Genomic DNA, 25,798 nt, shown 5'->3' with positions numbered 1-25,798 from the left:
CGTTGCCTCAAATTTTTCACTTTGGCTTTTACCCGACCCTGCGCTTGCTTGGAGTTGCGAGACAGATGAAAAGATGCCCGTTATAAAAATTTACTCAATCGCAGATTGCTTATGAAAATATTTTTTTCAATGGCTAAATTCGCCGCTGTCTATCTTCGGAAAGTTCTTTGCCTAAACAATTGGTTGTTGGCTATAATCGCCGCTCAATAGCACAAGTCTGCAACGTTGCAGCAAGCTCTTTAATTACTATTTACACACCGGAGGTCTTCCATGCCAAATGCATTTGTTGATGATGGGCATCACATCAAAGAAGAAAATCCTTTTGATTCCATGATGGAGCGCTTTGATGAAGCCGCCCGCTTACTGAATCTCGACCCGAACATTTATAAAATTCTTCGTTGGCCTAATAGAGAAATTACCCTCTACATTCCCGTGATGATGGATGACGGGAACTACCAGGTGTTTACCGGCTATCGTGTACAACACAATTTTGCGCGCGGTCCTGCGAAAGGCGGCATTCGCTATTCGCCCGACGTCACCATTGATGAAGTTCGCGCGCTGGCGGCGTGGATGACCTGGAAATGCGCGGTTGTCAACATTCCTTTCGGCGGCGGCAAAGGCGGCATCATCTGCAACCCGAAAGAGATGAGTCCGGGCGAACTCGAACGCCTGACGCGGCGTTACACTTCGGATTTGATGGATTTCATTGGGCCCGAACGCGATGTGCCCGCGCCTGATATGAATACCAATGAACAGACCATGGCGTGGATTATGGATACCTATTCCATGCACATGCGTCACACGGTTACGGCGGTGGTTACCGGCAAACCGATTGAAATTGGCGGTTCGCGCGGACGCCGCGAAGCGACCGGACGTGGCTTGCTATTTGTTTGCAATGAAGCCTGCAAAAAATTCAATCTCGATTACCCGAATACCCGCGTGATTATTCAAGGCGCGGGCAATGTCGGCGGCGTGGCAGCGGAATTGATGTACGATATGGGCTACAAGGTTATCGGCTTAGCCGACATCACTGGCTCCGTATACAACCCGAAAGGTCTGAATATTCCCGATTTACTCAGCTATTTGAAGAAAAATAAAACGGTCGAAGATTACAAAGACGGCGACATCGTTGACCGCGACGAATTCCTCGAACTCGAATGCGAAATCCTGATGCCTGCGGCGACCGAAAATCAAATCACTTCGGATAATGCCGACCGCATTAAATGCAGAATTCTGGCTGAAGGCGCGAACGGCCCGACCACGGCGGATGCCGATGAAATTATTGCCGAGAAAAATATCTTCGTCATTCCCGATATTCTGGCTAACGCAGGCGGCGTCACCGTCAGTTATTTTGAATGGGTGCAAGACCGCATGGGCTATTTCTGGAATGAAGATACAGTGAATGAACGGCTGAAAGAGATTATGGTCAACAGTTTCCATGATGTCGTCCGAGTTGCGGAAAAATACAAAGTCAATACGCGCCTTGCGGCTTACATGCTGGCGATTGACCGCGTCGCTTATGACACCAAGATTCGCGGCATCTATGCCTAGCCCGACCGTTTGCTGAGCGAGCCGCAAACGGTAAATGTCGGAAAGATTTTTTGTAACCCGCAGAGGTTCCCTAAAAAGGGAGTCCGTAGAGGTTTAATCAGCCGATTTTCGGCATTGTCGAAAAAGTGTTTTTAGTGTTGACCCAAGGGCTAAATGCTTGTATAAAAAAGGGGTCGCACTAATCAAAGAGTCTTGCAGGAACGACTCGCAATTGCGCTCACATAAGCTTCATCCCACACTTTCTGAGGGGGCAGCAAAAAATCCTCTGGCAGCACAATAGAGGCGGAACGAAAGAGAACCGCAAAAATGGTGAATAATTTAGGAGGCAAATAATAATGAAAGCGGCTATAAGAATCAGCACGCTGTTGTTGACGCTTTTGGCTCTTGCAAGCGTAAGCTTTGCACAAGGCAGCCTGGCAGAAAAGCAGAAAGCGCCAACTGTTCTCGGCGGCACGGGGTTATTCAATACGTTTTCGACTCGTACCCTGTGTAAAGGAGAATTTAATTTCGCTCTGTTCTGGAATAATTTCGACCGTGATCCGGGCGATTTAGACATCAATCAAGTTCCGTTTAACTTCACGGTCGGTTTAACCAACAGATGGGAACTCTGGGTTGATTGGGTTACCTGGCAACAAGTAACGTCGCGCAGTCCGTTCCTGTTGAGCGGTTATCAATATAGCGCTGTGCAATTTTTTGGCAACCCCTCAACCTTACTTGGTCCTGCGGTCGGCGGCAAAGATGCGGCAGCCGCATTCTTCCCGCGCACCGGCGCAGAATTCGGCGGCATCCTTCCGAAACTTGGCGCCTGGGGCGCACCATTGAATTTCACCGGCGCAAGTGTCGTGTCACCCGGCGGACCAAACGCTTCACAAGTCGTTGGCTTGGGTCCGGCGTTTACCACCCCGCTTCCGAGTTTCTATAACGAATTGCCGTTTTTCGGCGAATTGGATTTCGTCGGCTTCGATAGCGCCGGTCGTCCGGTATTCGGGCCTCGCCAATCCTCAAACGGCACCAGCGATTTTTATATCGGCACCAAATACAGCCTGATCGATCCTGACCACAACTGGTTCAGCATCGCGCTTGCCGGTTATGTCAAGATTCCGATTTCCGATAGCGATTCGGCACTTGCGCGCGGTCGCACGAGCGGTCAATGGGAATATGGACCGACCTTGATTTTCGGTCAGGAATCGGGCGGCAAACGTTTCCGTCTGTATGAAGAGTTGGGTTACATTCACACCAACGATCCGCATCGTAATGATGTGAAAATTTTAGACCTCGCAGACAAATTCAAATTCAACATCGGTATGTCCGTGGCGCTCAGCAAGAATGTTGAATTCGTCAGCGAATTGTTACATACGCGCTTTGTCGGCAACGACACCCCGCATTTGATTGAAAACGACCCGTGGGATTTGAACGTCGGTTTGCGTTTCCACTTCAAAGATGGACGCATTCAATTCGGCGGCGCGTACAGAAGATACCTGAATGGCGAAGACACGCAGAATTTGCAAGTGGCAAGATTTGCGGGCTTCGCGCAACCGTTCTTCTTCTTCATTCCGACCTTTGATTTCCCGACCCAGAGCTTCGGTGCTAATGGTAGCGAAAATGGCTTCGTCAGCTATGTCAACATTGGCAGCCGTCGCGCTTGCCCGGCTCCGCCTGCGCCGGTTTGCGTCGTCACCGTTTCGTCAAGCACCGTCAACAAAGGCGAACGCATTACAGTAACGGACAAACCGACCACTCCGGGTTATCAGGAAGGTCAGGTGACTTACGAATATAAATGGGATGTGAGAGATGCATCGGGTCGCCCGGTTACCATCAGCGGCTCCGGCGCATCGGTTGACATCGCCACCGGGCAATTGCCTTGCGGAACCTATATGGTCACCACCACTGTAGTCGCCAGCGTTCCGGCAGTTGATTGCCCGAGCGATTGCGTTACCACAGGTTCGACGACCTGCACCACCAAGTTTGAAGTCACCGAACCGCCGTGCCCGACGGTGGCTTGCGAAGCGCTTACCACACCATCATCAGTCAATCCTGGTGAACCTGTCACCCTGCGCGCAACCGCAACCGGTGGCGGCAACTTCACCTTCAGTTGGTCAGCAACCGGTGGTCGTCTCTCCGCTTCGACCGGTTCAGAGGTCACCATTGATACCGCTGGCTTATCCGAAGGCACCTACACCGTCACGGTGAACGTGGCAACCGATAAGACACGTTGCGACCAACCATGTCCGGGTAGCAGTTGCACGACTTCATTCTCAGTGAAGGCATTACCACCGCCAGAAGTTGTACGACCGCTCGTACCGTGCGGACCTATCTTCTTCAAGTTCAACTCAGCTCGCATCAACAACGAGCACAAGGCGTGCCTGGATGAAATCGCATTGAGATTGCAGCAAGACCCGCGCGCCGCGCTTGTCATTGACGGTCATCGCGATTCGTCAGAACGTGTTGGCATCTCGCTTACCCGCGCCAACAACGCACGCGACTACCTCGTCAACGAAAAAGGCGTGGATGCGGCTCGCATCACCGTACGCAACTACGGCGATACCTGCGCACATGACTCTGGCGATATGAACCTCAATCGTAGAGTTGAGTTCTACATCGTACCTGCGGGTTCAAACGTGGGCTTGATTGATGAGTTGAAGAAGTGCGCTACGGGTTCATCACCGCGCGTCATCACCGATGAAACGCCAGCGGTTTCCGATGATAAGAAACCGCCTGTTCGTCGCGTTCCGCGTCGCACCCGCAAGGGTCGCAGAGGCGAACCGATCATCCTGATGAACGAGCAACAAACCTCTAATCAATAACCGGAACCTCATGGTTCAAAACCTAAAAGGGCGACTCTTGCAAGAGTCGCCCTTTTTCTTTTGCGTAAATATATCGTAAGCACACTTGGAATTTTCAGACATCCTTGTCCGCATTGTTTTAATGCCTGCGGGTATCCTTGCCCGCGCTCCTATCTACGCTCCTTCGCGCGCGGCACTTCGCGCTCCGCAGTTCGCCATTCGTTATTTTTTCTTGCGATATTTTTCAATCAGCAGGTTGTACTTCATGATGGTTTCATCAATGGCTCTTTTTAATTTTCGCTTCTCTTCTTCATTAGTAGCGCGTTCAAGTTTGGCTCTGAGAGTTTCGGCTTCTTTCAGGAGCGCGGCTTCCTGTGGAAGAACATTGGCATTCTTCAAAATCGAATAACCGATGCGCAAATCTTCGGGCGTTGCAAAATAGGCGGTCAAATCAATCGGTTTACCTTTGCCTGCGAGATTATCGAACTCGCCGCTTTCCATCGCCTCTTTGATTTTTTCTTCAGCTAGTTTCTCGAAACTCATACTCGGATTATAACGAATCAGCGGATATTGCAAATCCGCTCTTCACAACGCGGTCAAATGCCGCTTGCTCAACTTTAGTAAATCAGTTGGCAATCTACGCCGGGCAAACCTGTCGCTCTGTTTTCTCCATCAAAATTAACTCCCACAAGCCTCGCTGGACAAAATGCCTGAAAAAGACCAAAACTAATAAGGTGGGAAGAAAAAGATTAACGAAGGAGAAATAAGCATTGAAAAACATTTTAATCATCTTCTTACTGATTTGCCTGTTTTCATTATCCATTTCCGCAGACGCGCAGAGCCGCAAGCGCCGCACACCGAAACGCAGCAACGCGACAGCGGCAGCAAAAGCCGCAGCGGCTCAACAGACCGCTGCCGATTTAAAAATGGGACGCGAACAGGTTGCCGCGCAGATAAAAACCATGACCCGCTTTCTTTATCTGTTTGCCGGTATCACCAAAGGCATCGAATCCGTCGACCAGGCAGCCCGCGCCCGCGAAGCATCGTCGGTAACTATCGAAGCCAATGAACGCAACAAAACTAAAGTTAAAGAGAGCATCAACAACATCCGTGCAGGACTGGATAAACTCGAAAGCGACTTTCGCTTCAACGAGACCTTGAAAAAATACTTCCCCTTTATTACAGGGGTTGCCCGAATCGGCACCGACGCTGAAAGTCAAGCCGCTGCAAATCGCTTTGATGAGGCAGGTCGCTCACTGCTAAAAGCCGTCAATCAACTGACCGACGCGCTGGCACTGATGCAATAGTCAGCCCTTACATCCGTTTTTTTAATCGGGCGCGATGCATAAGTAAGCGCGGAAGCAGTAGCCCAAGCGTGAGCGCGGGCTTGTCTGACAGTCCTCCCTAACGGTCGGGCTACGGTTCATCTCCCTGGATTGCTCCACTACCAGAAAACGTTCAGCGTTTTTTGGCGACTCGTTAAAATAAATAAAGCCCGGTGAATAAATTTACTCACGGGGCTTTATTATTTCGAGGTTGTAATCTTACAGCCGATTTACAGTTTAGTTATTGCTGTCGACTGCTGGATTGCGTGAGTCCGCTGCTGACCAACACCTTAACTTCGACGCGACGATTTTGTCTGCGACCATCGGCAGTTGCATTATCGGCAACCGGTCTTAACGACCCATAACCAAACGGAGTGATGATGCGGCGCAACGGAATGTCATGGTTTTCCTGTAAATAACGCACCACCGCATCAGCGCGTTGCTGGCTGAGAACGCGATTGCGCGCCATATTCCCGGTTGAATCTGCGTAGCCGGTTATTTCAATAACAAAGCCTTTTGTGGTCGCAGCTTTTTGAGCGATTTGATCAAGCGCCTGTTTGTATTCAGGCGTAAGCACTGCGCTGTTGACTCTGAAATAAACGGTTGTCGAATCTTGCACCGTATAATCATCAATTGCCGAGATGCGCTCGTTTGCGGCAGCCACACCGGCATTGGCGCGGTCGGCTTCGCTTCTCGCCATCCTCGATACTTCATTTAATTCATCCACCTGTCCGGCGATGCGTTGATTTTCGCGTTCAACCGGAGAGACCCGCGATTCGACGGTGCGCGCGACCTTCAAATCCGATGAATCGAAACGCACTTTATCGGCAACCAGTTGCCCATCCATATTACCGCGTCCTTCGATTTCAACTTCAAGACCGCGCAGCAAACTGGTCACATCATAATTTTTCCCGCGACGGAAAAATCCGCCTTTCGATTTCACGCTGGTTTGATCCGTGAGCCGCACAACGGTTTCCATATCCTGCTCGTCGCGAACACTGAAGGTATCAGCCTCGCGGCTGACGATTCTGCCCTTGAGTTTCGTTTTTTGCCCGCTCGAAACCGCGCGAATTCCCGGCTTGTAAACGGTCGCCTGCGGCGATTGCGAACTTGATTGAACTTGCTGTGCGAAGTTCGCCGGTACGCCGGTCAACAAGAAAAGACTCATTACCAGGCTTAACGATAGAATTGATTTGCACATTCTCATTGAATACCCTCCTTAAAAGCAAAGCGCGCAAAAACTGCAAGGTGATGCGCCCTTTGCTGAGTTGAATTAAATGTTGATTCCCCGATAACCCATAGCTTCTTAAGTAATGATTCGGGATTAAAACCGGATTAATTTTGCAGGTAGCTGAAACTACCTTCAGTTTGGTTGTGAGGCGGGTCCGAACTGATTTGAAACAGCATGGCTTTCAATGACGAAATCTATGGTCATCGAAAAACGCACGATAAAATTGTAAACAATCATGGTTGATTCTGCTATAGCACAGAGGCGCGCAAATTATTATAACTTTCTTACGTTTCCGATTGCGAAAACGCGCATCAAAGATCGTCTCAGCTGGATGACACCAGTATAAGCAGCTAAAATCACACGGAAGCCCGATAAGCAAAACACGACAACATGGATAAATCATCAGCCATCGATCAACCCAAGCAAATTACCAACGACCGCAATGCCAATAACCAAACCGTGCAAGCGAAGAAAAAATCGCCAAGCGTGGCGCGTTCGGCGGGACTCATCAGTCTTGCGGTCATGGCAAGCCGCATCCTTGGATTGGTGCGCGAAATGGTTTTCTCGCGTCTGTTTGGCGCATCGGCAAGCTACGCCTATGACGCTTATGTGATTGCTTTTCGCATACCGAATTTGTTGCGCGACCTGTTTGCCGAAGGCGCGCTCTCGAATGCTTTTGTCACCGTCTTTTCCGATTATCTGGTGACGCGCGGCGAAAAAGCGGCGTTCAGATTATCGAATCTCATTGCTACGGTTTTGATTTTTATCTTAGGGGTTTTTGTTGTGCTCGGCGTTATCTTTGCGCCGGAACTCGTCAGCCTCTTTGCCTCGGGGTTTAAATCCAATCCCGATAAATTCGCGCTCACCGTTAAACTGACGCGCATTATGATGCCGTTTATATTGCTGGTCGCCCTGGCTGCGCAGGCGATGGGACTTTTAAATTCGCGTGACCGTTTCGGCATCCCTGCACTCTCGGCTTCGTTTTTCAATGTCGGGTCAATCATCGGCGGACTGTTTTTCGCGGTGATTATGACCGGACGCGATTTTGCGCACCCCGTTCAATCGGTTCTCGACCATCCCATCGAAGGCATCGTCGGCATGGCTTACGGGGTGTTGATTGGCGGTTTTCTGCAATTTGCCGTGCAATGGCCGAGTCTCAGAAAAGTCGGATTTCATTTTCGCCCGATGCTCAGTTTTCGCGATGAAGGGGTAAGAAGAATTTTCAAATTGATGGGACCAGCCGTCATTGGCGCGGCGGCTGTACAAATCAATGTGCTCATCAACAGTCAATTCGCATCAAGCATTCCCGGCGATGGCGCGGTTTCGTGGCTCAGTTATGCCTTTCGCCTGATGCAATTTCCGCTCGGGGTTTTCGGTGTAGCGATTGCCACGGCGACGCTGCCGTCGATTTCCAAAAATGCCGCGCTCAGAGAGATTGAAGATTTTCGCCACACCTTGGCAAGCTCGATTCGTCTGGTTTTCGTGCTGACGATTCCTTCGGCAGTCGGTTTAATCGTTCTCGGTCGCCCGATCATCGCGCTCATTTATGAAAGCGCCAAATTCAAAGCCAGCGACACCCAGCATACAGCCGCCGCGCTTGCCTGTTATGCCATCGGGCTTGCCGGTTATTCGGCGCTCAAAGTAATCGTTCCGGCGTTTTATGCGCTCGGCGATGCGAAATTTCCCATGCGTATCAGTTTGTTTTCGATTGTGATTAATTATGCACTGAACTGGTCGCTGGTCGGCGTGTTGCAAGAGCGCGGCTTGGCGCTTTCGACTTCCGCCGTGGCGTTGCTGAATTTTTTCGTCCTCTATTTCGTTCTGCAACGTCGTATCAACGGCATCGAAGGCAAAAGGACGTTTGTTGCGGTTTTGAAAATAATTCTTGCGTCGATTGCAATGGCGTTGGTGTGCTGGCTGGTCAGTCAAGGCATTCATCAATTCGTCGGTGATAATCGGATTGCGCGAATGATTAACGTCATCGTTTCGGTTAGCGCAGGCGCGAGCGTGTTTTACATTGCGGCTTTGATGTTGGGCGTTGAAGAATTGAAGTCCGCAATGAATGCTATCCTTGGACGGTTTATCAGAAGATTACGAAAATAGAATGCGATGAAACTATCAATCATTGGCGCGGGGCGCGTCGGGCAAACCCTTGGGCGCAGAGCGCGCGAAACCGGTTTTGAAATCATTGATGTCGTCTGTCGCACAAAAGCGTCGGCAAATCGCGCTGTTAAATTCATCGGCGCAGGTCGCGCGCAAGCCGCCGCAAAAGCCAGGTTATCACCAACGGATTTAATTTTAATCGCCACCCCCGATGACAAAATCGCTGATGCAGTGGCGATGATTCAAACAAGCCCTATCAATAAAGCGATTGCCCTGCATACCAGCGGCGCATCATCAAGCGCGATACTTGAGCCACTCAAAGAAAAAAATATTCTTGTGGGTTCGTGTCATCCGCTGCAAAGTTTCGCAAGCCCCGCGCAAGGCTTGCCGTTAATTTCCCAAACCTATTTCTGCATTGAAGGCGAAGCGGCAGCCGTCGGCGCGGCGCGGCGTTTGGTTCGCGCTATCGGCGCGCGTTATTTTGAAATCAAGCCGGAGATGAAAAGCCTCTACCACGCGGCGGCGGTCATGTCATCAGGAGGGGTGACCGCTTTACTGGCTGTCGCCATTGACATGCTCATCCGTTGCGGTTTGCCGGAAAAAGAAGCGCGGAAAATTTTATTGCCGTTAGTTGAAGGAACCTTAAAAAATCTACAGACGGTCGATGCGGCGCAGGCTTTAACCGGCCCCATTCGTCGAGGCGACATGGGAACTGTTGAGCGGAATTTACAGGCATTGAAAGCCGTTGATGAATCGGCTATGGAAATTTATCGCCTGCTTGCCAAACGCAGTCTTCAGTTAGCTCGACAGGCGGGAAGCGATAAAAAATTATTGCGGCGAGTTCAACAAGTTTTGGATGCGTCTTGAGATCAACGTTCATTCGGCAGGAAATGACCTTGTACCAAATCGAGTTTGCTGGTGGTGTTATTGGGCGGACGCATGGTAAGCGAAGGACTCGAAACCGCTTCCATATAAATCTGTCGCCCTCCGGTTAAAATTACAAACCCTTTTTCGCTTCCCCAGAACGGCGTGGTCTGGAGTTTTTCCGCAAACGAGGCTTTGCCCAACCCCAAACCGAGCAGGTCATCCATCGAATCGAGATTGCCCAGTCCGAGTGCGCCATTGAGGTTATTTTGCAAAGAGGATTCAACCGACAAGGGTCGCGCGCTGCTTAAAACATTACCATTGATACTTTTCAAATAGGCGAGCTTTTCCGATAACTGGCGCGCGCCTTTGCCGACCAGTTCACATAAATCCTTGAAGTATGCCACCAGACTGGTTTCGCGTTCGGCTTCGACATAAAAGGCTGATGAATTGGTTCCCTTGTGAACGCCTTTCAATTGAATATCGGCGCAAGCGGGATTGGTGATTTGAAATTCGCACAGGTGCGAAATCAGCAGCGACCAGACATGGTTGGGCATCGCGCCTTCAATGAAAATCTGTCCCATCGGTCGCGTCAAGACGCCGACAAAAGCATCTTCGAGGGTCGCGCGCATGATGTTATTGCCATCGGCGCTGAGGTCAATCCAATCCGCCCAGGCATCTGCAAGATTGACGCCCGAATATTTCACGCCATGTAATTTGGCGCCCGTGAGATTGCAACCGCTCAAATCGGCGTTGGTCAAATCGGCATTGCGTAAATCACAACCGACTAACGAACAGGCGGCAAGGCGCGCGCCCGACAGGTTGGAACTAATCAGTGAAGTGTTTTCCAGACGCGCGCCGGAAAGGTCGCTATAAGAAAGGTCGGCGTTTTCAAAAACTGCGCCGGTCAAATTGCAACCCGACATCTGCGCCATCCGCGCATAGGCGGCGGCAATATAGGCTCGACTTAAATTGGTTTCGGTAAGAAAAGCGCCAACCAGAAACGCGCCCGACAGCATGGCTTCTTCGAGATTTGCGCCGGTGAGGTCTGCGCCGCTGAGGTCTGCGCGGCTGAGGTCTGCGCCATTTAAAATGCAGCCAATCATGCTGGCTTGCACAAGATTTGCGCCGACCAGATTTGCCTGACTCAAAGTTGCGCCGCTTAGAAAACTGCTGGTTAATCGCGCATCGCTCAAATTCGCCTGCGAGAGGTTTGCCATTCGCAAGTTGGCTTGCGTCAGATCAACATACATTAATTCCATGCAGGATAAATCGGTTCGCACCAGATTCATCCCTCGCAGGCTGTCACCTTTTGATAGACGATGAAGCGCTTCACCCTTTGAAAGAGGCTGTGTCATTGACCTTCCGACTAAGAACTTTTAAGCGAAACTTACCAATAGAGGGCAGGAAATTCTGAGCCTTTTCAGCCTGAATTTCGATAGCGGAATGTTAAAAAATCGCGAGCGGATATTAACCCATCAATCCATCTAGCCATTACAAATCGAAACTCAACACTAAGTAATATACTTTCTGATCTCATCTGCTCATAAGAGACCGGGGAACCAGGCTCCGACAACGCTTATGTTAGCCTCGATTACAGGCAGAGTAAATACAAATTTCAGGGGGCTTTTCGTGACAATTTTTGGAAAATTCACTGAAATCAATCGCTACTTGAGCAATTATCGTAAACTTCACTTAGGCATTGTCAGATTTCCTTTTTACGAAACAGAGCGGATACGATTTCGATTGTTGACTTTCATCACCGCGAGTCATAGACTTTTTTTGCTCGGCCTGTATGAAATGCATTGACAGCTGAACCGATAATCATTAGCGGATTCCATAACAACCACTTTTGATGAACCCGTTGTGCCCTCTGGTTTATCTTGGCAACTATTTTTGAGTGAGGTGCAGTATGAAACACGCAACAGCAGTTGCTTTGTTGTTCGCGCTCGCATTAACTTTTATTGCGCCACCATTGATTTTCGCGGCATCCGAACAATCCCCCCTTACCAAAGCCGAACAGAAAAAGCGCGATGCAGAGCTAGAAAAACTCGGCAAAACTGCACGGAAAGCTTTCCGTAAAGGCTATTACCCGGATGCCGTAAAAGCTTATCAAGCGATTCTCCACCTCGACCCGACCAACATCGCCGCACGCCTCGGCGCATCTTACGCTTACTATAAAGGACTCGATTATAAATCCTGTTTTGATTTGGCTACCGAAGTTTTAAAACTCGACAGCACCAATGCTCGCGCGCATGCGTTAATCGGCGCATCCTTGTTGCGCTCCGGGTTTATTGTCGCAGCCATCCCTGAATTGAATCAGGCATTCAAACTGAATCCCAAAGAAGCGCTCGCTTACGGCGCTGCCGCCGAGATTGATTATTATGAAGGGCGTTGTGACCAATCGATTGCCAAAGCCTTTCGCGCCATCTCGCTTGACTCTTCCGAAGAGGATTTTTTAATCACCATTGCCCGCGCTTCATCACGCATCGAATTATATGACCAGGCGGCAGAAGCCTATGAACGGTTTCTTACAGTCGCGCCTGAAACCGATAAAGAGCGCCGCGACCGCATCAGCGGTTTGATTGAATTTTATCGCAAACTGGCAGGACTCAGGGTTCACGAAGTGAGCGGGTCGAAAACTTCGCAAGTGCCGTTTGAACTCGGCAATGACCGTCGCCCTTACATCAACGTCAAAATGAACGGGCGGGATGCCATCTTCGTGGTTGATACCGGTTCCGGTTTCACGGTGATTTCCAAAGAGGCTGCGAAAAAATTTAAAGTTCCGGAAATCGCTCACGGCGGGCATTCACAGGGGGTCGGCGGCAGCGGCAAATTCCCTATCGTTTACGGACTGGTCAACACCCTGCAACTCGGTGAGGTAAAGGTTCGCTCGGTGCCCTGCTTTATTCGCCCCTTCCATTCGCTCAACAATTCCGCCGCAGACGTTCAGGCTGACGGCTTTATTGGCTTATCGGTTTTGTCGCGGTTTTTAACCGAGCTTGATTATCAAAGCAACGTCATGCGTTTAAGTCAGGACATTGATCAATCGGTCGTGGCTACCTCGCCTGATATGACGGTCGTGCCGTTTCGCACCACGCAAAACGGTTTAATCAGTATCGAAACCGAATTGGATGGCAAGAATACCATCAATGCGATTTTGGATTCGGGCGCAAGTTCCACCGTCATCTCAACCCACGCTGTTGACCGGTTGAATTTGCGCGAACAAATCATCAAAGGGCAAAAAGTGCGGGTCATCGGCGCAGGCGGCATTTCCGATAATGTGGAATTGCTGTTTATCAAAAACTGTCGCGTTGCCGATTTGCGACAGGACAATTTACGCGCTCTGGTTTTGGATTTCAGCGCCATCAACGAAACCTCCGGCTTTGAACAAAGCGGCATTTTAGGCGGCGATTTTCTGCGCCATTTCAGTGTGACGATTAATTTCGCGAAAGCTCAGGTTGGCTTGAAACCGCACACCACTTCAATTAAAAAAATACCGGCGGAGACCAAGAATCAAGCATTAAACTAAACTAAAATTTTTCTGCTCCTCAACTCATCATCGCTTAATCGAACGAGCGACCGCTCAATTAATTTGAAGAATATTTTTTTCTCAAGCGGAATTCCATCCGACAATTGCGGCTTGTGTTAGAATGAATTTCGCAGTTGTTATGAAGAAAAGTTTATATATCGAAACCTCCGTTGTTGGCGCTTATCTCGATAACGGAGAACCCTTTCGTCGCGATTTAACCATTCGCTGGTGGGAGCATGAATTGCGCGATTATGAAGCCTTCGTTTCGCCGCTGGTGGTGCGCGAACTCGAACGCATGGATGAACCGCGTCGGTCATCTTATTTGAAATTGATCAAATCGTTGCCGCAATATGAAATCACCGAAGAGGCGGCGATTCTCGCGGATGGCTATGTATCGCGCGGCATTTTTCATCGCAAATATCTGGCGAACGCTTTGCACGTCGCCCTGGCATCGGTCAACAAAGCCGATTTTTTTGTAACCTGGGATTTTGGTCATCTGGCAAATGTCCATCGGCAATCGCGTGTGCAACTCTTCAATACCGTAGCCGGTTTTTTTGTGCCGATGATTGTGACGCCGGAATTTTTAATTAGTCCCGAATTTTAATCGGTAGCCGGTAATCGGCAGTCGGTGGTCGGTCAAACGACAATCACCGATTACCGATTACCGGCTACTGCCTACTGAGCCTATGTATCCGAAACCGAGATTTTTAGAAGAGCTTCACGCCATTCGCGAAGAGATGTCGCGTGATTGCGATTATGATGTAGACTTGTTTGCGGAGATGATTCGTTCGGGTGTGCGTCCGCAATATGGACCTGCGCGAAATATCCGTGGCGTTCGCGTTTATGCCCCAGCCCGAGAAATTCAAGAAGAAAATTAAATTCAGGTAAACCGAAATCATGAATAAACTGGCAAAATCGTTACTCACCCTTTTATTTTGCGTTGCAGCCTCGCAAACAGCCTTCGGGTTTTCTGCGTCCGTCGAAAGTTTTAACAGTCCGCAAAATGCTAAAGATCAGGTGCAATCCTCACGCGCAAAAACCAAGCCGGCTTTTCCCGATGTGCCCGAAATTGTTGAACGACTCAATGATGTGGTGGTCAATGTGCGTTCAACATCGGCGCTTGGCGAAAATCTCGGCAGCGGTTTCATCATTGATAACAAGGGTTTGATTGTCACCAATTTTCATCTGATTTCCGCAGGCGAAAGCAGCCGAAGAGCCAGTCAAACCGCAGAAAATCGCCAACCCCGTCTGGCAGACCGCGTGTGGGTGACCTTGCATGACGGTCGGCAATTCCCTGCTTCGGTGAAAGGCTATGACGAAGTCACCGATATTGCGCTTTTGCAAATTATCCCATCAGGCGCGGCTTTGCAGGTTGCCGAACTTGGCGATAGCGATGAACTGCGCGTCGGTGAATGGGTCATCGCCATTGGTAATCCTCTGGGGCTTGACCACACCGTGACGCTCGGTATTTTAAGCGCCAAAGGGCGCACCGATTTCGGCGGACAGTTTGATGATTATCTGCAAACCGATGCGGCAATCAATCCGGGAAATTCCGGCGGCCCGCTGGTCAATGCCGACGGCAAAGTGATTGGCATCAACACGCTGGTGTTGGAACGTTCGCAAGGGTTGAGTTTTTCGATTCCGATTAACAGCGTCAAAGCGCTCTTGCCACAACTCATCGAACGCGGACGAGTAGCGCGCGGCTATCTGGGAATCGAAACCCGCGATTTGACGCCGGATTTGCGCGGCGTCTTAAAAGTTCCGGCTGATACGCGCGGCGTCTTGGTGGTTCGTGCCGAACGTGGCACACCGGCGGCGCGCGCAGGGCTTAGACAAAACGATTTGATTCTCAACGTCGATGACAAACCGGTCGCCTCATTCGTGCAGTTCAATCGCCTGGTTGCGAACAAAGCGCCGGGCACTAAACTTGCCCTTAAAATTTTGCGCGACGGTAAAGAATACACTTTGAGTGTCGAGGTCGGTGAAGAGAAAAAATAAATTAGTCATTGGGCATTTGTCCTTTGTCAGTTGCTAACTATTGATTGCCCTTGAGGCAGTGCCGTTATTTAGCAGTTGACCGATGACAATGACCAATGATCAATGACCAAAAGAAAATGTCCAAAAAAGTTTTACCCGCAGAAACCTTTGACGAAGATTACGATGATAATCTTTTTGAGGCGATAGGCTTTGAAATCATCGAAGATGACGATTTCTTTGACCTTTTTGAAAGCGCCGATAAATACGGCACCTATAGTTTAATCAATCGCGGCGAAGCCACTTTACAAGGCAAATGTTGGAAGGTCGGCGATGGCTTGGAAGTATGGGCATGGCTTTGCGCCAGTGGCAAAAAAATTCAATATGAAGATTGCCGTCCGGCTTTTCGCAGTCGCTACGCTTACATCTTTTCGCCCTGGGAGTTGATTGAATACGAAGAGAGCGGCGACGCTTTGCTGCGCGGCTATCTCAATGCCGATACCGAGATACTTTTTCAATTACAGAACCTCACCGAATTGAATCTCAACGTGTTCAATTATTCGCACCTTCATGTCGCCTTTGCCGGACTCGCATATTCAGCGGTGCTGCATTCGGGTTCCTATCTCAAACGCAATCCGCCGGTTTTTGAATTGGCTGAAAAGACCCCTGAACTCGCAGAGAATGCTTATGAAAGCGATTACCTGATTCGCGGGCGTGTGCTGGCGTGGCGTTATTTGAAAAACCCACTTACGGAAAGTGACCTGGTCTGGCTTCACGTTGATGTCGGCAAATTCCGCCTGGAAATTTTAGCTAATCGTCATGCCTTGCCGGGTCGTTTGAAAATCGGCGCGGCAATCTCCGCGAGAATCTGGTTGCAAGGTCACATTCTCGACCGCGAGGATTTGGAAGCGCGTTATGAAGGTGTAGACCGCGCTTATGAAATCAGTGATTTCTGGGGCAGACTGCAACGCGGCAATTAATTGCATCCTTCGATAGTTTTGAATGAAATTGCGCTTGCGTGTTGAAAGGCTTTTGACCAAGCTATTTCGGCTACCTGGTTCGGAATGAATTGATGGAAGACCTGGTAGCTTGCCAATTCATTGTCGATGTCCCAGCGGATGTCGCGGATGAAACGGATGAAGACGGATGATTTAAATTGATTGTTTCAACATCGGATGAAGCAAGTAATTTATCCGCGCCCATCCGCGCAATCCGCGACATCCGCTGGGAATGTCCATTGAAATTTATCTGATTGGCAATTCGTTGAACCTGTAAACGCATACTCAGAATTTTCCTGATACCACTCAATTCTGGTTAGACTGCTTGTAGGTGTACGGCAGCAGGACTTGAATGAGGTATGGCAACATTCACGTTCATAATGGAATACAAGGGCGGAACTTACGTATCACAGGTTTCGGCTGCATCAGTCCAGGCAGCAGTTACAAAGTGGGCTATAAGCTTAAACCCGGATGAGATTGCCCATCTCGGCACTAAACTCAAGAAGCAGCTAATTGAAAGTTTGAAAGCCGACAGGGATCGGTGCTACGAACCAGTAGAATTGAGTAGGCTAAAGAACGTGTGGCACATAAGCGTGCCGTCGTTAATGCAATCAAGACAGACCTCGGTTGATGGGGCGCAGTCTGATCAGCGATTCGACCAGAGCGCGAGCACAACGGCTCTCAGGCATCCAGTGTTTTCGCGTTCGGTCAACCGCAGCGTTAAGCTTTCGTGAACACGAATGGATATATAAATAAATGGCATGAATTTATGGGAAGACGAAACGATGTCAAACACGGATTCTCTTGTAACTATTCACATGGCTGCAAGCCTTGACGGCTTCATCGCTCGGCAGGACGGGAACGTTGACTGGATGGAGACTTCAGACGAATTCGTAAGCGGGGACACAATGGATCCAGCATTCGTCCAGGAGTTTCTCAAAACGATTGATTGTTATGTGATGGGATCGCGAACCTATGAGACCGCCTTGAGTTTTGAAGCCAAAGGATTGGGATGGGCATATGGTAACAAACCTACCTTCGTTCTCACGCGACGCAACTTGCCGCGGACAAGAGATACTATCGAGTTCTACGCCGGTGATCTCACAGAATTCGTGAATGGCCGTTTGCGTCCTGCGTTCCGTAGCATCTGGTTCGTTGGCGGTGGTGTAGTCTCCGGCGAATGCCTGCGTCGTGGGTTGGCCGACGAAGTTCGTTATTCAATCCTACCGATCTTGATTGGGGAGGGCATTCCATTCTTCGAGAAACTCGACAGAGACATTGCCCTGCATCTGGCAGAGGTCAAAGCCTACAAAACCGGAATGGTGGCGCTTCGTTACGAAGTGCGAAAATAGGACACCGCCGAACATCTATTGCACTGAAGCGCGCTCCACAGGTCGTCTGTAATTCAGCGTCACAGGGGCGCGCCCAGTCAATCGAATCGTTAGAATAATCTACTTCACCCCTAATTCTTTCAACATCGCGCGGGCTTGCTCCTGCATCGCCACATCTTTGCTGAGTTCAATACAGCGCTTTAAATCATAACTCGCTTCGTCGCGTTTGCCGCGTTCTTGATTCATCAAGGCGCGATAATAAAACGGGTCGGCGTAATCCGGCTTTAAACGAATGGCTTTTTGAAAAGCGGATTCCGCTACCGAATAATCTTTGATTGCGGCGCTGGCGCGCGCCAATGCATTCCAGGTCTCGGCATCGTCCTGATTTCTATCGAGCGCATCATAATAATTTTGAATCGCCTGCTGGTAATCCTGCTTTTCAGCGTAAGTCAGACCGCGCAATTTATACGCCGTATCGACTTCGGGCTTCATTGCGGCAGCTTTTGAATACGCCTCGATGGCTTTATCATAATCTTTGGCTTCGGCATAAGATTTGGCGCGGTTGGTTTGCGCTTCGTACTCTTCCGTCGTCGCGGGATTTTTTGCACAACCCATCAAACCCATCGGCAACAATAACAGGACAATCAATAGTCGTTTCATCTTTCTTACCTGACCGATTTTTTTTAGCAGCATAAACAAAAAAGAGGCTGCGTGTAAACAGCCTCTTTTCGATCAAAGCGATTTCAACTTGTCTTAGAAAATAATTTTCGCGGCGAGTTGAATGATGCGCGGTTCAGTAGTGTTGGTCGGTCTGCCGAACGCCGCATTCGGCACCAGCACTGCGGAACTTCCCGTGCCCGACACCGTAAATGCGGTGGCGTTGACAGCCGTGAAATTCGCCCGATTGAACGCATTGAAAGCTTCGCCGATGAACTGTAATTTGACACGTTCATTCAAGCGAATATCTCTGGCGATGCGCGGGTCAAAGCTGGCAAAGCCCGGACCCACATTGGTGTTGCGTCCGATACCCGGAACCCGGTCTGTGAAGCGATTGCCATCGTTATTGAGGTCGCTGCCGAGCAAACTCGTATAGGGTCTGCCGTCTTCTGCGGTGAAGATGGCGCTCAAACTCCAATCCGAAAAGATGGCGCGCGCGACTTTATTATCGATGCCTTTCGCGTAATTGCCGACTTCCCAGATACCGCTGATGACAAAACGATTGCGCACATCGTTTACCGATGAAGCGCGATCATCGCGAATGTTCAAAGTGTTCTGCACTACTTTGCTATCATCGCCAGCGTTGCCGGGTACGACAGATGTCGCGTCCGGCGCATCATCAATCGCGTGTGAGTAAGTGTACGCCACCAGCAATTGATAATTCTGCGCGAAACGTTTGTTCAATTGAAAGGTCAAGCCTTGATAAATCGAATTGCCGGTTGATTCAAATTGCGAGATGCGCGCAAAACTGGTGGTCGCTCGCGAGGGGAAACGGAAATAGGTGTAACTCTTGCCCGAAGTATCGCGGATGGTGGTCGCAACCGGCGTGCTCAAGTTGATGTCGCGAGTGCGTCCGAGATGCGTGCCTTTGACACCGAGATAATTCACCGTCAAGGCAAGGTCTTTCATCAATTGATGTTCAACGCCGAGACTCCATTGCTGTGTATACGGCGCGACATAATCGGGCGAGAAGGCATAGATATTTGACGCCGGGATGGTCACGCTCGTTGGAATCGCTGAAAAGCGATTCGGATAGGCGGGTATTGCTGAGCCGGTAAAAGTCAAACTGACGACTTGAATACCGTTTTGCGAATGCGCAGTGCCGAGCATAATTGCCGGGGTTCGTCCGAAAAACGCGCCGTATCCCCCGCGCACCACTGTACGGTTGGAATCCAGCGGACTCCAGGCAAAACCGACACGCGGCGCAAAATTATTTTTGTCGCGATTGACGCGGCTGGTATCAATGCCAAACGCCGCAAGCGCCGGAGAAGGATTTTGAATCGGCGGCTCTTTCATGTTTTGAATGTCATAGCGCAATCCGGCATTGATGGTCAGGCGTTGACTGACGCGCCAATCATCTTGCACGAAGGCTGCAAATTCACGATTGTTCGGGCGGGTCGTCGGGCCATCAGTGCCCGCGCCCGCAAATGCCTGCGCAAATCGCGCCGGGCGACGATTGGCAAAATCCGCCAGTGAATTGAAGGTATATTGCCCGCCGAAAAGTCCCGGGAAGAAATTCAAAATATTTTCAATGTTCACATCGACGCCGGTTTTCAATGCATGTCTGCCGAGCGAATAACTGATGTTGTCAATGAATTGATGACGCCGCACAGTGGTTTCACGCGGGCTGAAATTATTGCGCCCGATTTGCAGCGCCGTGACCCCGCCCTGCAAAATGATGGCTTCCGGCTCATCGGAATTTGCGGTGCCGGGTTCACGGTCACGCGCATAGTTATAACGGAATTCATTCAACAATCGTGTGGAAAGCACTGTAGTCATCGAAAGCGTCAAGGTGTGAGTGCGAACCAATGAGTTGCCCGTGTGTTCAGCCGTTGACGTTGTCGAAGGAATGCCCGGAGGCGCTGAGTTTTCCAGCGAACCGCCGGTGAATTTCTGAAAGTTGTAGCGCGCCGTGAAATGATTTTTATCATTCATCTGCCAGTCGCCTTTGACCAGATAAACATCCTGGTCGAAAGCGCGCGGGTAGTTGCCGATTTTCGGCGCGAGTTCGGCAAGCGCCCGTTGTTGCGCCGCAAAATTCGGGTCGCTGGCGCCAACCAGTGTGCCTTGCAAAATCACATCCACAGGGTCGCGGCGACGTTGTCCGTCATAATCGAAAAAGAAGAAGGCTTTGTTTTTGACAACGGGTCCGCCAAGGTTGCCGCCGAATTGATTGACGTGCAACGCCGGGCGCTTGCGACGATTGGCGTTATTGAAAAAGGTGTTGGCATTGAGCGATTTGTCGCGATAAAACTCAAACGCGGTTCCGTGAAAATCGTTGGTTCCCGATTTGGTCACGACATTGACCACTGCGCCCGCAGCGCGACCGAATTCCGCGGAATAGCCGTTCGAGTTGACTTGAAATTCCTGCACCGCGTCTTGCGAAAATTGATAAGGCGCGCGCCCCGAACCGGTACGTCCGAGCGCCTGCCCGAAAAAGGTGTTGTTATTGTCTGCGCCATCAATTTGCAAACTGTTCAAGGTGCCGCGTTGACCGCCGAAACTGATGTCGCCGGTTCTCACATCGCGGGTGACGCCGGGCGTGAGCAAAACGAAATCGATGAAGTTGCGCCCGTTGACCGGCAAATTGGCAACCGCGCGGTCATTAACTGTCGCCGAAACCTGTGTGCGGGTGGTTTCAACAATCGGCGCTTCCGAAGTGACGTTGACGGTTTCCGAAGCGCCCGCCGCGCCGAGTTCGATGTCGAGCGTGACCTTATCGCCGATTTGCACTTTAACGGCTTCGCGTTTGACGACGGCGAACCCTTGTTTTTCAACGGTCATTTGATATTCGCCAACCGGTAAAGCGAGCAAGCGATAAAGCCCGTCGCTGTTGGTTTCGCTCTGGCGTTTCAAACCCGTCTGTAAGCTGATAACCGTAACTTTGGCATCGGGTACGACCGCGCCTGTGGCGTCGGTCACGATGCCTTCAATGGAACCTGTCGAAGCTTGGGACTGCGCAAAAACTCCGAAAGTAAATTGTCCAATAAGCAGTAGTGTAATGGTAAGGTGACTTAAAAATTTAAACCTTTTCACGAATGCCTCCTGTCGCATTTTTGGTTAGCCTCATTTAACTTCTCGAAGTGAAACAGAGAAGATGCAATTGAAATTTATTTAAACTGCCGGGTCGTTCATGTAAAAACCTGCCTATCGTTTTACAGGTGACGGAAGAACGTAAAAGCGATGCTAAGTCACTGGTCACAAGCCTGTCAAATTAACTTACCTGAAAAAATTTTTACATGGTGATTCATTTTTTTAATTTTCTTCGCGTTATTGATTGAAGGCGAAGAACGGGGCTGAATCGGCTGTTGATTTGCCTCGTTCATTCGCTGCCAAATTTAAAATCAACAGAACCGATTAAGAGGATTTTATGAACCGCAGCAAACTAATTTATGCGCTTTTAATACTGGCAATCACCATACAGACCATTTCATTGACCGCTTTGGCGCAAAACCGCGGCGCGAAAAAACCTGTCGCCAATTCATCAACCGGTCAGGATATTAAAATCCGCACGCAAATGACCATGCAGGGACATAGCAGTGAAAGTCTCATCTATATCAAAGGCGCGCGCCAACGCACAGAGATGGGCGCAGGTTTGGGCTTCGTCAATCTCGTCCAATGCGACCTCAAACGCGCCGTACAAATTAACGACAAAGCCAAAACCTATTTAATTCAACCATTCGCTAACAACGACACCACAACCAGCACGCAACCGAACGAACCACAAAGTCCTGCGCCGCAACAGAGGAAACGCGGCGGCATTATTACTCACATAACGACCATCACCGACACCGGCGAACGCAAAGACTTTTTCGGTTACACAGCGCGTCACTTGAAAACTTCAATGACCACGGAATCCAGCCCCGACGCCTGTAACCAGACCAAAATGAAGATGGAAACCGATGGCTGGTACATTGATTTGAATTACGGATTGGATTGTCAAAACAACGCTGCTGCCGCGCAGGCAAACAGTTATGGCAATCAAGGTTGTCAGGATCAAGTGCGCACCAGAAATATCGGTTCCGCTAAACTCGGCTATCCGGTTGATGTGACCACGACAATTTACGACGCCAGCGGGCGCACAACAACCATGCGAACCGAAGTTGTTGAACTATCGCGCGCCGCTTTGGATGCCGCGTTGTTTGAAATTCCCGAAGGTTACAGCGAAGCCAAAGATTATCAGCAACTGATGGGCATCAATGTCGGTGCCATCGCTAAGCAGGCAATGCATCCATCAACCAAAGAAGCCGAAACGCAAGCCCCCTATAAACCCTCGAAACCGGTCGATATTTTGCCGATTGCCACGGGACCGAAAAAAGCCGGGGTGATTCGCGTCGGCGTGTTGATGCCGAAAACTCAGATGGGCAAATCGTTTGAAGGCGTTGAAGCAGCCGAACCGATTCGCAATACAGTGTTGAAATATTTGAGCCGCCCGGCGATTGAAGTGACGATTATCGAATCGCGCGTCGCTTCGCAAATCGAAGTCGAAGCTAAACAAAAAGCCTGTGATTACCTGCTCTATACCGATGTCACACAGAAACAGGGTGGCGGCGGTTTTGGCGGTTTTCTGAAAAAAGCCAGCCCTTTGACCGGGGCGATTTCATCCGTCGGTTATGCGGGTTCAACCGCCAGCGCCGTTGCAACCACGGTTGCTACCGCTATCGTCTACACGGCGGCAGACATCGCGGGCAATACCAAAGCCAAAGATGAAGTGACCATCGAATACAAACTGGTTGCGGCGAACAACACCACAACCCTTAACAACACACTCAAAGCGAAAGCCAAAAGCGACGGCGAAGATGTTATCTCGCCGCTCATTGAACAGATTGCCGCAGCGGTGTTGAATGTCATCAGCAAACGTTAAAGGTTAATGAGTCAACGATTCGCTTAAAAGCAGTTGTTTCAAACGACGGTTGAGGGACGACTCTGATTGCAAACTGCCAAATTCTGGAAAATCCGAAAGCGTCCCTCAACCCGGTTGCAAACCTACACACTTGAATTCAACTGCCACACATCACCAGCCTCCCGACAAAATAATTAGTGTGGCAATCGGGCAACGGTTAAACTAAGATGACCGTTGCCCGTTCTCATTTTTCCTCATCATTAAATTCGGGATTCGCGTGGGAAACTAAATTTTTTCAGCCATATTGAAAGGGATTTCTCATATGAGAACACTCAAGTTGATGCTCATTTCGCTGCTCATGGTTTCATTTTTCATCCCAATTACATTGGTTCAAGCGCAAAATCCGGCAATCACCATTAACGTCGATGCCAATGCCAATCGTCAGGCAATCAACCCATTGATTTATGGCGTGGCTTGGGCGGATACAACTGCATTAAACGATTTGAATGTGCCGCTCAACCGGCATGGCGGCAACACCACGACCCGTTACAACTGGCAACTCAACGCCGACAATCGCGCCAATGACTGGTACTACGAAAGCATCGCCTATTCAAGCAATCTCGCGGGCGAACAGGGCGACACCTTTATTTCACTGAGCAAATCCGCGAATGCCCAACCGATGCTCACCATCCCGATGCTCGGTTGGGTCGCCAAAGTCGGCAGCAATCGCAGCAAGCTGGCGAGTTTTTCCATTGCCAAATACGGCGCGCAAACCGGCAACGATTGGCAATGGTTTCCCGATGCCGGAAATGGCATTCGCGCCAATGGTCAATATGTCACAGGCAATGACCCGAATGATGCAAACGTCGCTGTCGATTCGCTCTTTCAACAAAGCTGGATGCAACATCTCGTGAATCGTTGGGGAAGCGCAACCGACGGCGGATTGCGTTATTACATTCTCGACAATGAGCCGAGCATCTGGCACGCCACCCATCGCGATGTTCACCCGACCGGCGCAACGATGGATGAAGTGCGCGACAAAATTTTCGATTATGCCGCAAAGGTCAAAGCCAATGACCAGTCAGCCATCGTCGTCGCCCCGGAAGAGTGGGGCTGGACGGGATATTGGTTGAGCGGTTATGACCAGCAATGGGGCGCAGCCAACGGTTGGAACTGGAGTTTGATGCCTGACCGTTCGAGTCACGGCGGTTGGGATTATATGCCTTATCTATTAGACCAACTGCGCCAGCGCAATACCGCCACAGGTCAACGACTGGTTGATATTTTCAGTCTGCATTTTTATCCGCAAGGCGGTGAATTCAGTAACGACACATCATCGAACATGCAGTTGCGGCGCAACCGTTCGACCCGCGCCTTGTGGGATGCCGGTTATGTTGATGAAACCTGGATAAATGACAAAGTCAATCTCATCCCGCGCATGAAAAATTGGGTAAACACTTACTATCCCAACACCCGGATTGCCATCACCGAATACAATTGGGGCGCGGAAAATCATATCAATGGGGCGACTACCCAAGCCGACATTCTCGGCATCTTTGGACGCGAAGGGTTGGACTTGGCAAATCGTTGGACGACGCCTGACGCCGCGACGCCGACTTATAAAGCCATAAAAATGTATCGCAATTATGATGGCAATCAATCAACTTTCGGCGATACCAGTGTCCAGGCGACTGTGCCCAATCCCGATAATGTGTCGGCATTTGCGGCGCTGAGAAATGCAGACGGCGCATTGACGCTGATGGTGGTTGGCAAACAATTATCCGGCAACACATCGGCAACCATTAACCTCGCGAATTTCCCGGCGCAAGGCATCGCCCAGGTCTGGCAATTGACATCAACCAATCAAATCAATCGGCTGTCGAATATCAATTTCACCGGCAGCAGTTTGAGTTTAACCATACCGCCGCAAAGCATCACTTTGTTGGTCGTCAGTCCCGCGACAACCGGTAATCAACCGCCTGTTGCTTCGGCAACTGCCAGTCCAACATCAGGCACAGCGCCGCTCGCGGTCAATTTCAATGGCAGCGCCTCGACCGACCCGGACGGAACGATTGCGGCTTACGCCTGGAATTTCGGTGATGGCGCGACAGCTTCCGGGGTAACCGCAAACCACACCTACGCAACCGCCGGAACTTATACCGCAACGCTTACCGTCACCGATAACAGTGGCGCGAGTTCGTCAACGAATCTCACGATTAATGTCAGTCCTGCAACCGCCGTGGTGAATGCGCCAAGCAATTTGACGGGTAACGTAAAAAACACGCGGGTGAAATTATTCTGGGTTGATAACGCAAATAACGAAACCGGGTTTTACATCGAACGCGCTTTAACTGCCACAGGCGCGTTTGCGCGTGTCGGGCAGGTCGGCGCGAACGCCACAACTTATACGGAGTATCCCGGACGCGGAAATTATCTTTACCGCGTACAGGCTTTCAATCAAACAACCGGCGTGACATCCGGTTATTCAAATCAAATTCAATTAAAAGTAAAGCAGTAAACCCAAGTATCTTTTCTTCTGCATACTG

General features: G+C 50.1%; 18 protein-coding genes. 13 read left to right on the top strand and 5 right to left on the bottom strand.

Annotated elements, in window-relative coordinates:
• Window positions 1-270: 270 nt before the first annotated feature.
• On the top strand, window positions 271-1,551 hold the full coding sequence (locus AB1757_03105) for a Glu/Leu/Phe/Val dehydrogenase (protein ID MEW6126027.1): 1,281 nt from the start codon (window positions 271-273) through the stop codon (window positions 1,549-1,551).
• Window positions 1,552-1,886: 335 nt separating this feature from the next.
• The gene (locus tag AB1757_03100; protein MEW6126026.1) at window positions 1,887-4,355 is read left to right on the top strand and encodes an OmpA family protein; all 2,469 of its coding nucleotides are present in this window, start codon (window positions 1,887-1,889) and stop codon (window positions 4,353-4,355) included.
• Between the two features lie 201 nt (window positions 4,356-4,556).
• Here AB1757_03100 and AB1757_03095 read toward each other — a convergent pair whose 3' ends face one another.
• Window positions 4,557-4,910 (bottom strand): DUF1992 domain-containing protein, encoded by a 354-nt coding sequence (locus AB1757_03095; GenBank protein ID MEW6126025.1) that lies wholly within the window; start codon window positions 4,908-4,910, stop codon window positions 4,557-4,559.
• A gap of 194 nt (window positions 4,911-5,104) precedes the next feature.
• Here AB1757_03095 and AB1757_03090 point away from each other — a divergent pair, with 194 nt between their 5' ends.
• Window positions 5,105-5,641: a hypothetical protein gene (locus AB1757_03090; GenBank protein ID MEW6126024.1), complete on the top strand. Its 537-nt coding sequence runs from the start codon at window positions 5,105-5,107 to the stop codon at window positions 5,639-5,641.
• 259 nt (window positions 5,642-5,900) lie between these two features.
• On the opposite strand, the gene AB1757_03085 is transcribed toward AB1757_03090, so the two are convergent.
• Complete coding sequence (locus tag AB1757_03085; protein MEW6126023.1) at window positions 5,901-6,866, bottom strand: OmpA family protein; 966 nt, start codon at window positions 6,864-6,866, stop codon at window positions 5,901-5,903.
• 414 nt (window positions 6,867-7,280) lie between these two features.
• Here AB1757_03085 and murJ point away from each other — a divergent pair, with 414 nt between their 5' ends.
• Both murJ and AB1757_03075 read left to right on the top strand, forming a co-directional pair.
• On the top strand, window positions 7,281-8,993 hold the full coding sequence (gene murJ / locus AB1757_03080) for a murein biosynthesis integral membrane protein MurJ (GenBank protein MEW6126022.1): 1,713 nt from the start codon (window positions 7,281-7,283) through the stop codon (window positions 8,991-8,993).
• A 6-nt stretch (window positions 8,994-8,999) separates the two neighbouring features.
• On the top strand, window positions 9,000-9,860 hold the full coding sequence (locus tag AB1757_03075; GenBank protein MEW6126021.1) for a Rossmann-like and DUF2520 domain-containing protein: 861 nt from the start codon (window positions 9,000-9,002) through the stop codon (window positions 9,858-9,860).
• 2 nt (window positions 9,861-9,862) lie between these two features.
• Here the strand turns inward: AB1757_03075 and AB1757_03070 are convergent, their stop codons facing one another.
• Window positions 9,863-11,215 (bottom strand): pentapeptide repeat-containing protein, encoded by a 1,353-nt coding sequence (locus AB1757_03070; GenBank protein ID MEW6126020.1) that lies wholly within the window; start codon window positions 11,213-11,215, stop codon window positions 9,863-9,865.
• Between the two features lie 554 nt (window positions 11,216-11,769).
• Between AB1757_03070 and AB1757_03065 the strand changes: the two genes are divergently transcribed.
• The 6 genes from AB1757_03065 to AB1757_03040 all read left to right on the top strand — a co-directional run bounded on the left by AB1757_03065 (window position 11,770) and on the right by AB1757_03040 (window position 17,713).
• Entirely contained in the window at window positions 11,770-13,389 is a 1,620-nt protein-coding gene (locus AB1757_03065; GenBank protein MEW6126019.1) for an aspartyl protease family protein, read from the top strand.
• A 139-nt stretch (window positions 13,390-13,528) separates the two neighbouring features.
• Complete coding sequence (locus AB1757_03060; GenBank protein ID MEW6126018.1) at window positions 13,529-13,993, top strand: type II toxin-antitoxin system VapC family toxin; 465 nt, start codon at window positions 13,529-13,531, stop codon at window positions 13,991-13,993.
• Window positions 13,994-14,075: 82 nt separating this feature from the next.
• Window positions 14,076-14,267: a hypothetical protein gene (locus tag AB1757_03055; GenBank protein MEW6126017.1), complete on the top strand. Its 192-nt coding sequence runs from the start codon at window positions 14,076-14,078 to the stop codon at window positions 14,265-14,267.
• Window positions 14,268-14,286: 19 nt separating this feature from the next.
• Window positions 14,287-15,387: a trypsin-like peptidase domain-containing protein gene (locus AB1757_03050; GenBank protein ID MEW6126016.1), complete on the top strand. Its 1,101-nt coding sequence runs from the start codon at window positions 14,287-14,289 to the stop codon at window positions 15,385-15,387.
• 116 nt (window positions 15,388-15,503) lie between these two features.
• A complete protein-coding gene (locus AB1757_03045; GenBank protein ID MEW6126015.1) occupies window positions 15,504-16,343 on the top strand; it encodes a DUF3881 family protein in 840 nt (279 codons plus the stop codon).
• A gap of 803 nt (window positions 16,344-17,146) precedes the next feature.
• Entirely contained in the window at window positions 17,147-17,713 is a 567-nt protein-coding gene (locus tag AB1757_03040) for a dihydrofolate reductase family protein (GenBank protein ID MEW6126014.1), read from the top strand.
• A 99-nt stretch (window positions 17,714-17,812) separates the two neighbouring features.
• On the opposite strand, the gene AB1757_03035 is transcribed toward AB1757_03040, so the two are convergent.
• A complete protein-coding gene (locus AB1757_03035) occupies window positions 17,813-18,352 on the bottom strand; it encodes a tetratricopeptide repeat protein (GenBank protein ID MEW6126013.1) in 540 nt (179 codons plus the stop codon).
• Between the two features lie 93 nt (window positions 18,353-18,445).
• Entirely contained in the window at window positions 18,446-21,445 is a 3,000-nt protein-coding gene (locus AB1757_03030) for a TonB-dependent receptor (GenBank protein ID MEW6126012.1), read from the bottom strand.
• Window positions 21,446-21,779: 334 nt separating this feature from the next.
• Between AB1757_03030 and AB1757_03025 the strand changes: the two genes are divergently transcribed.
• The gene (locus AB1757_03025) at window positions 21,780-23,273 is read left to right on the top strand and encodes a hypothetical protein (protein ID MEW6126011.1); all 1,494 of its coding nucleotides are present in this window, start codon (window positions 21,780-21,782) and stop codon (window positions 23,271-23,273) included.
• A gap of 301 nt (window positions 23,274-23,574) precedes the next feature.
• On the top strand, window positions 23,575-25,770 hold the full coding sequence (locus AB1757_03020; protein ID MEW6126010.1) for a glycoside hydrolase family 44 protein: 2,196 nt from the start codon (window positions 23,575-23,577) through the stop codon (window positions 25,768-25,770).
• The last annotated feature ends 28 nt before the right edge of the window (window positions 25,771-25,798 follow it).

The sequence above is a fragment of the Acidobacteriota bacterium genome (genome assembly GCA_040754075.1).
Taxonomy (GTDB): Bacteria; Acidobacteriota; Blastocatellia; order UBA7656; family UBA7656; genus JBFMDH01.
The sequence above is the reverse complement of the archived record's forward strand: the minus strand, read 5'-3'. Positions and strand labels throughout refer to the sequence as shown.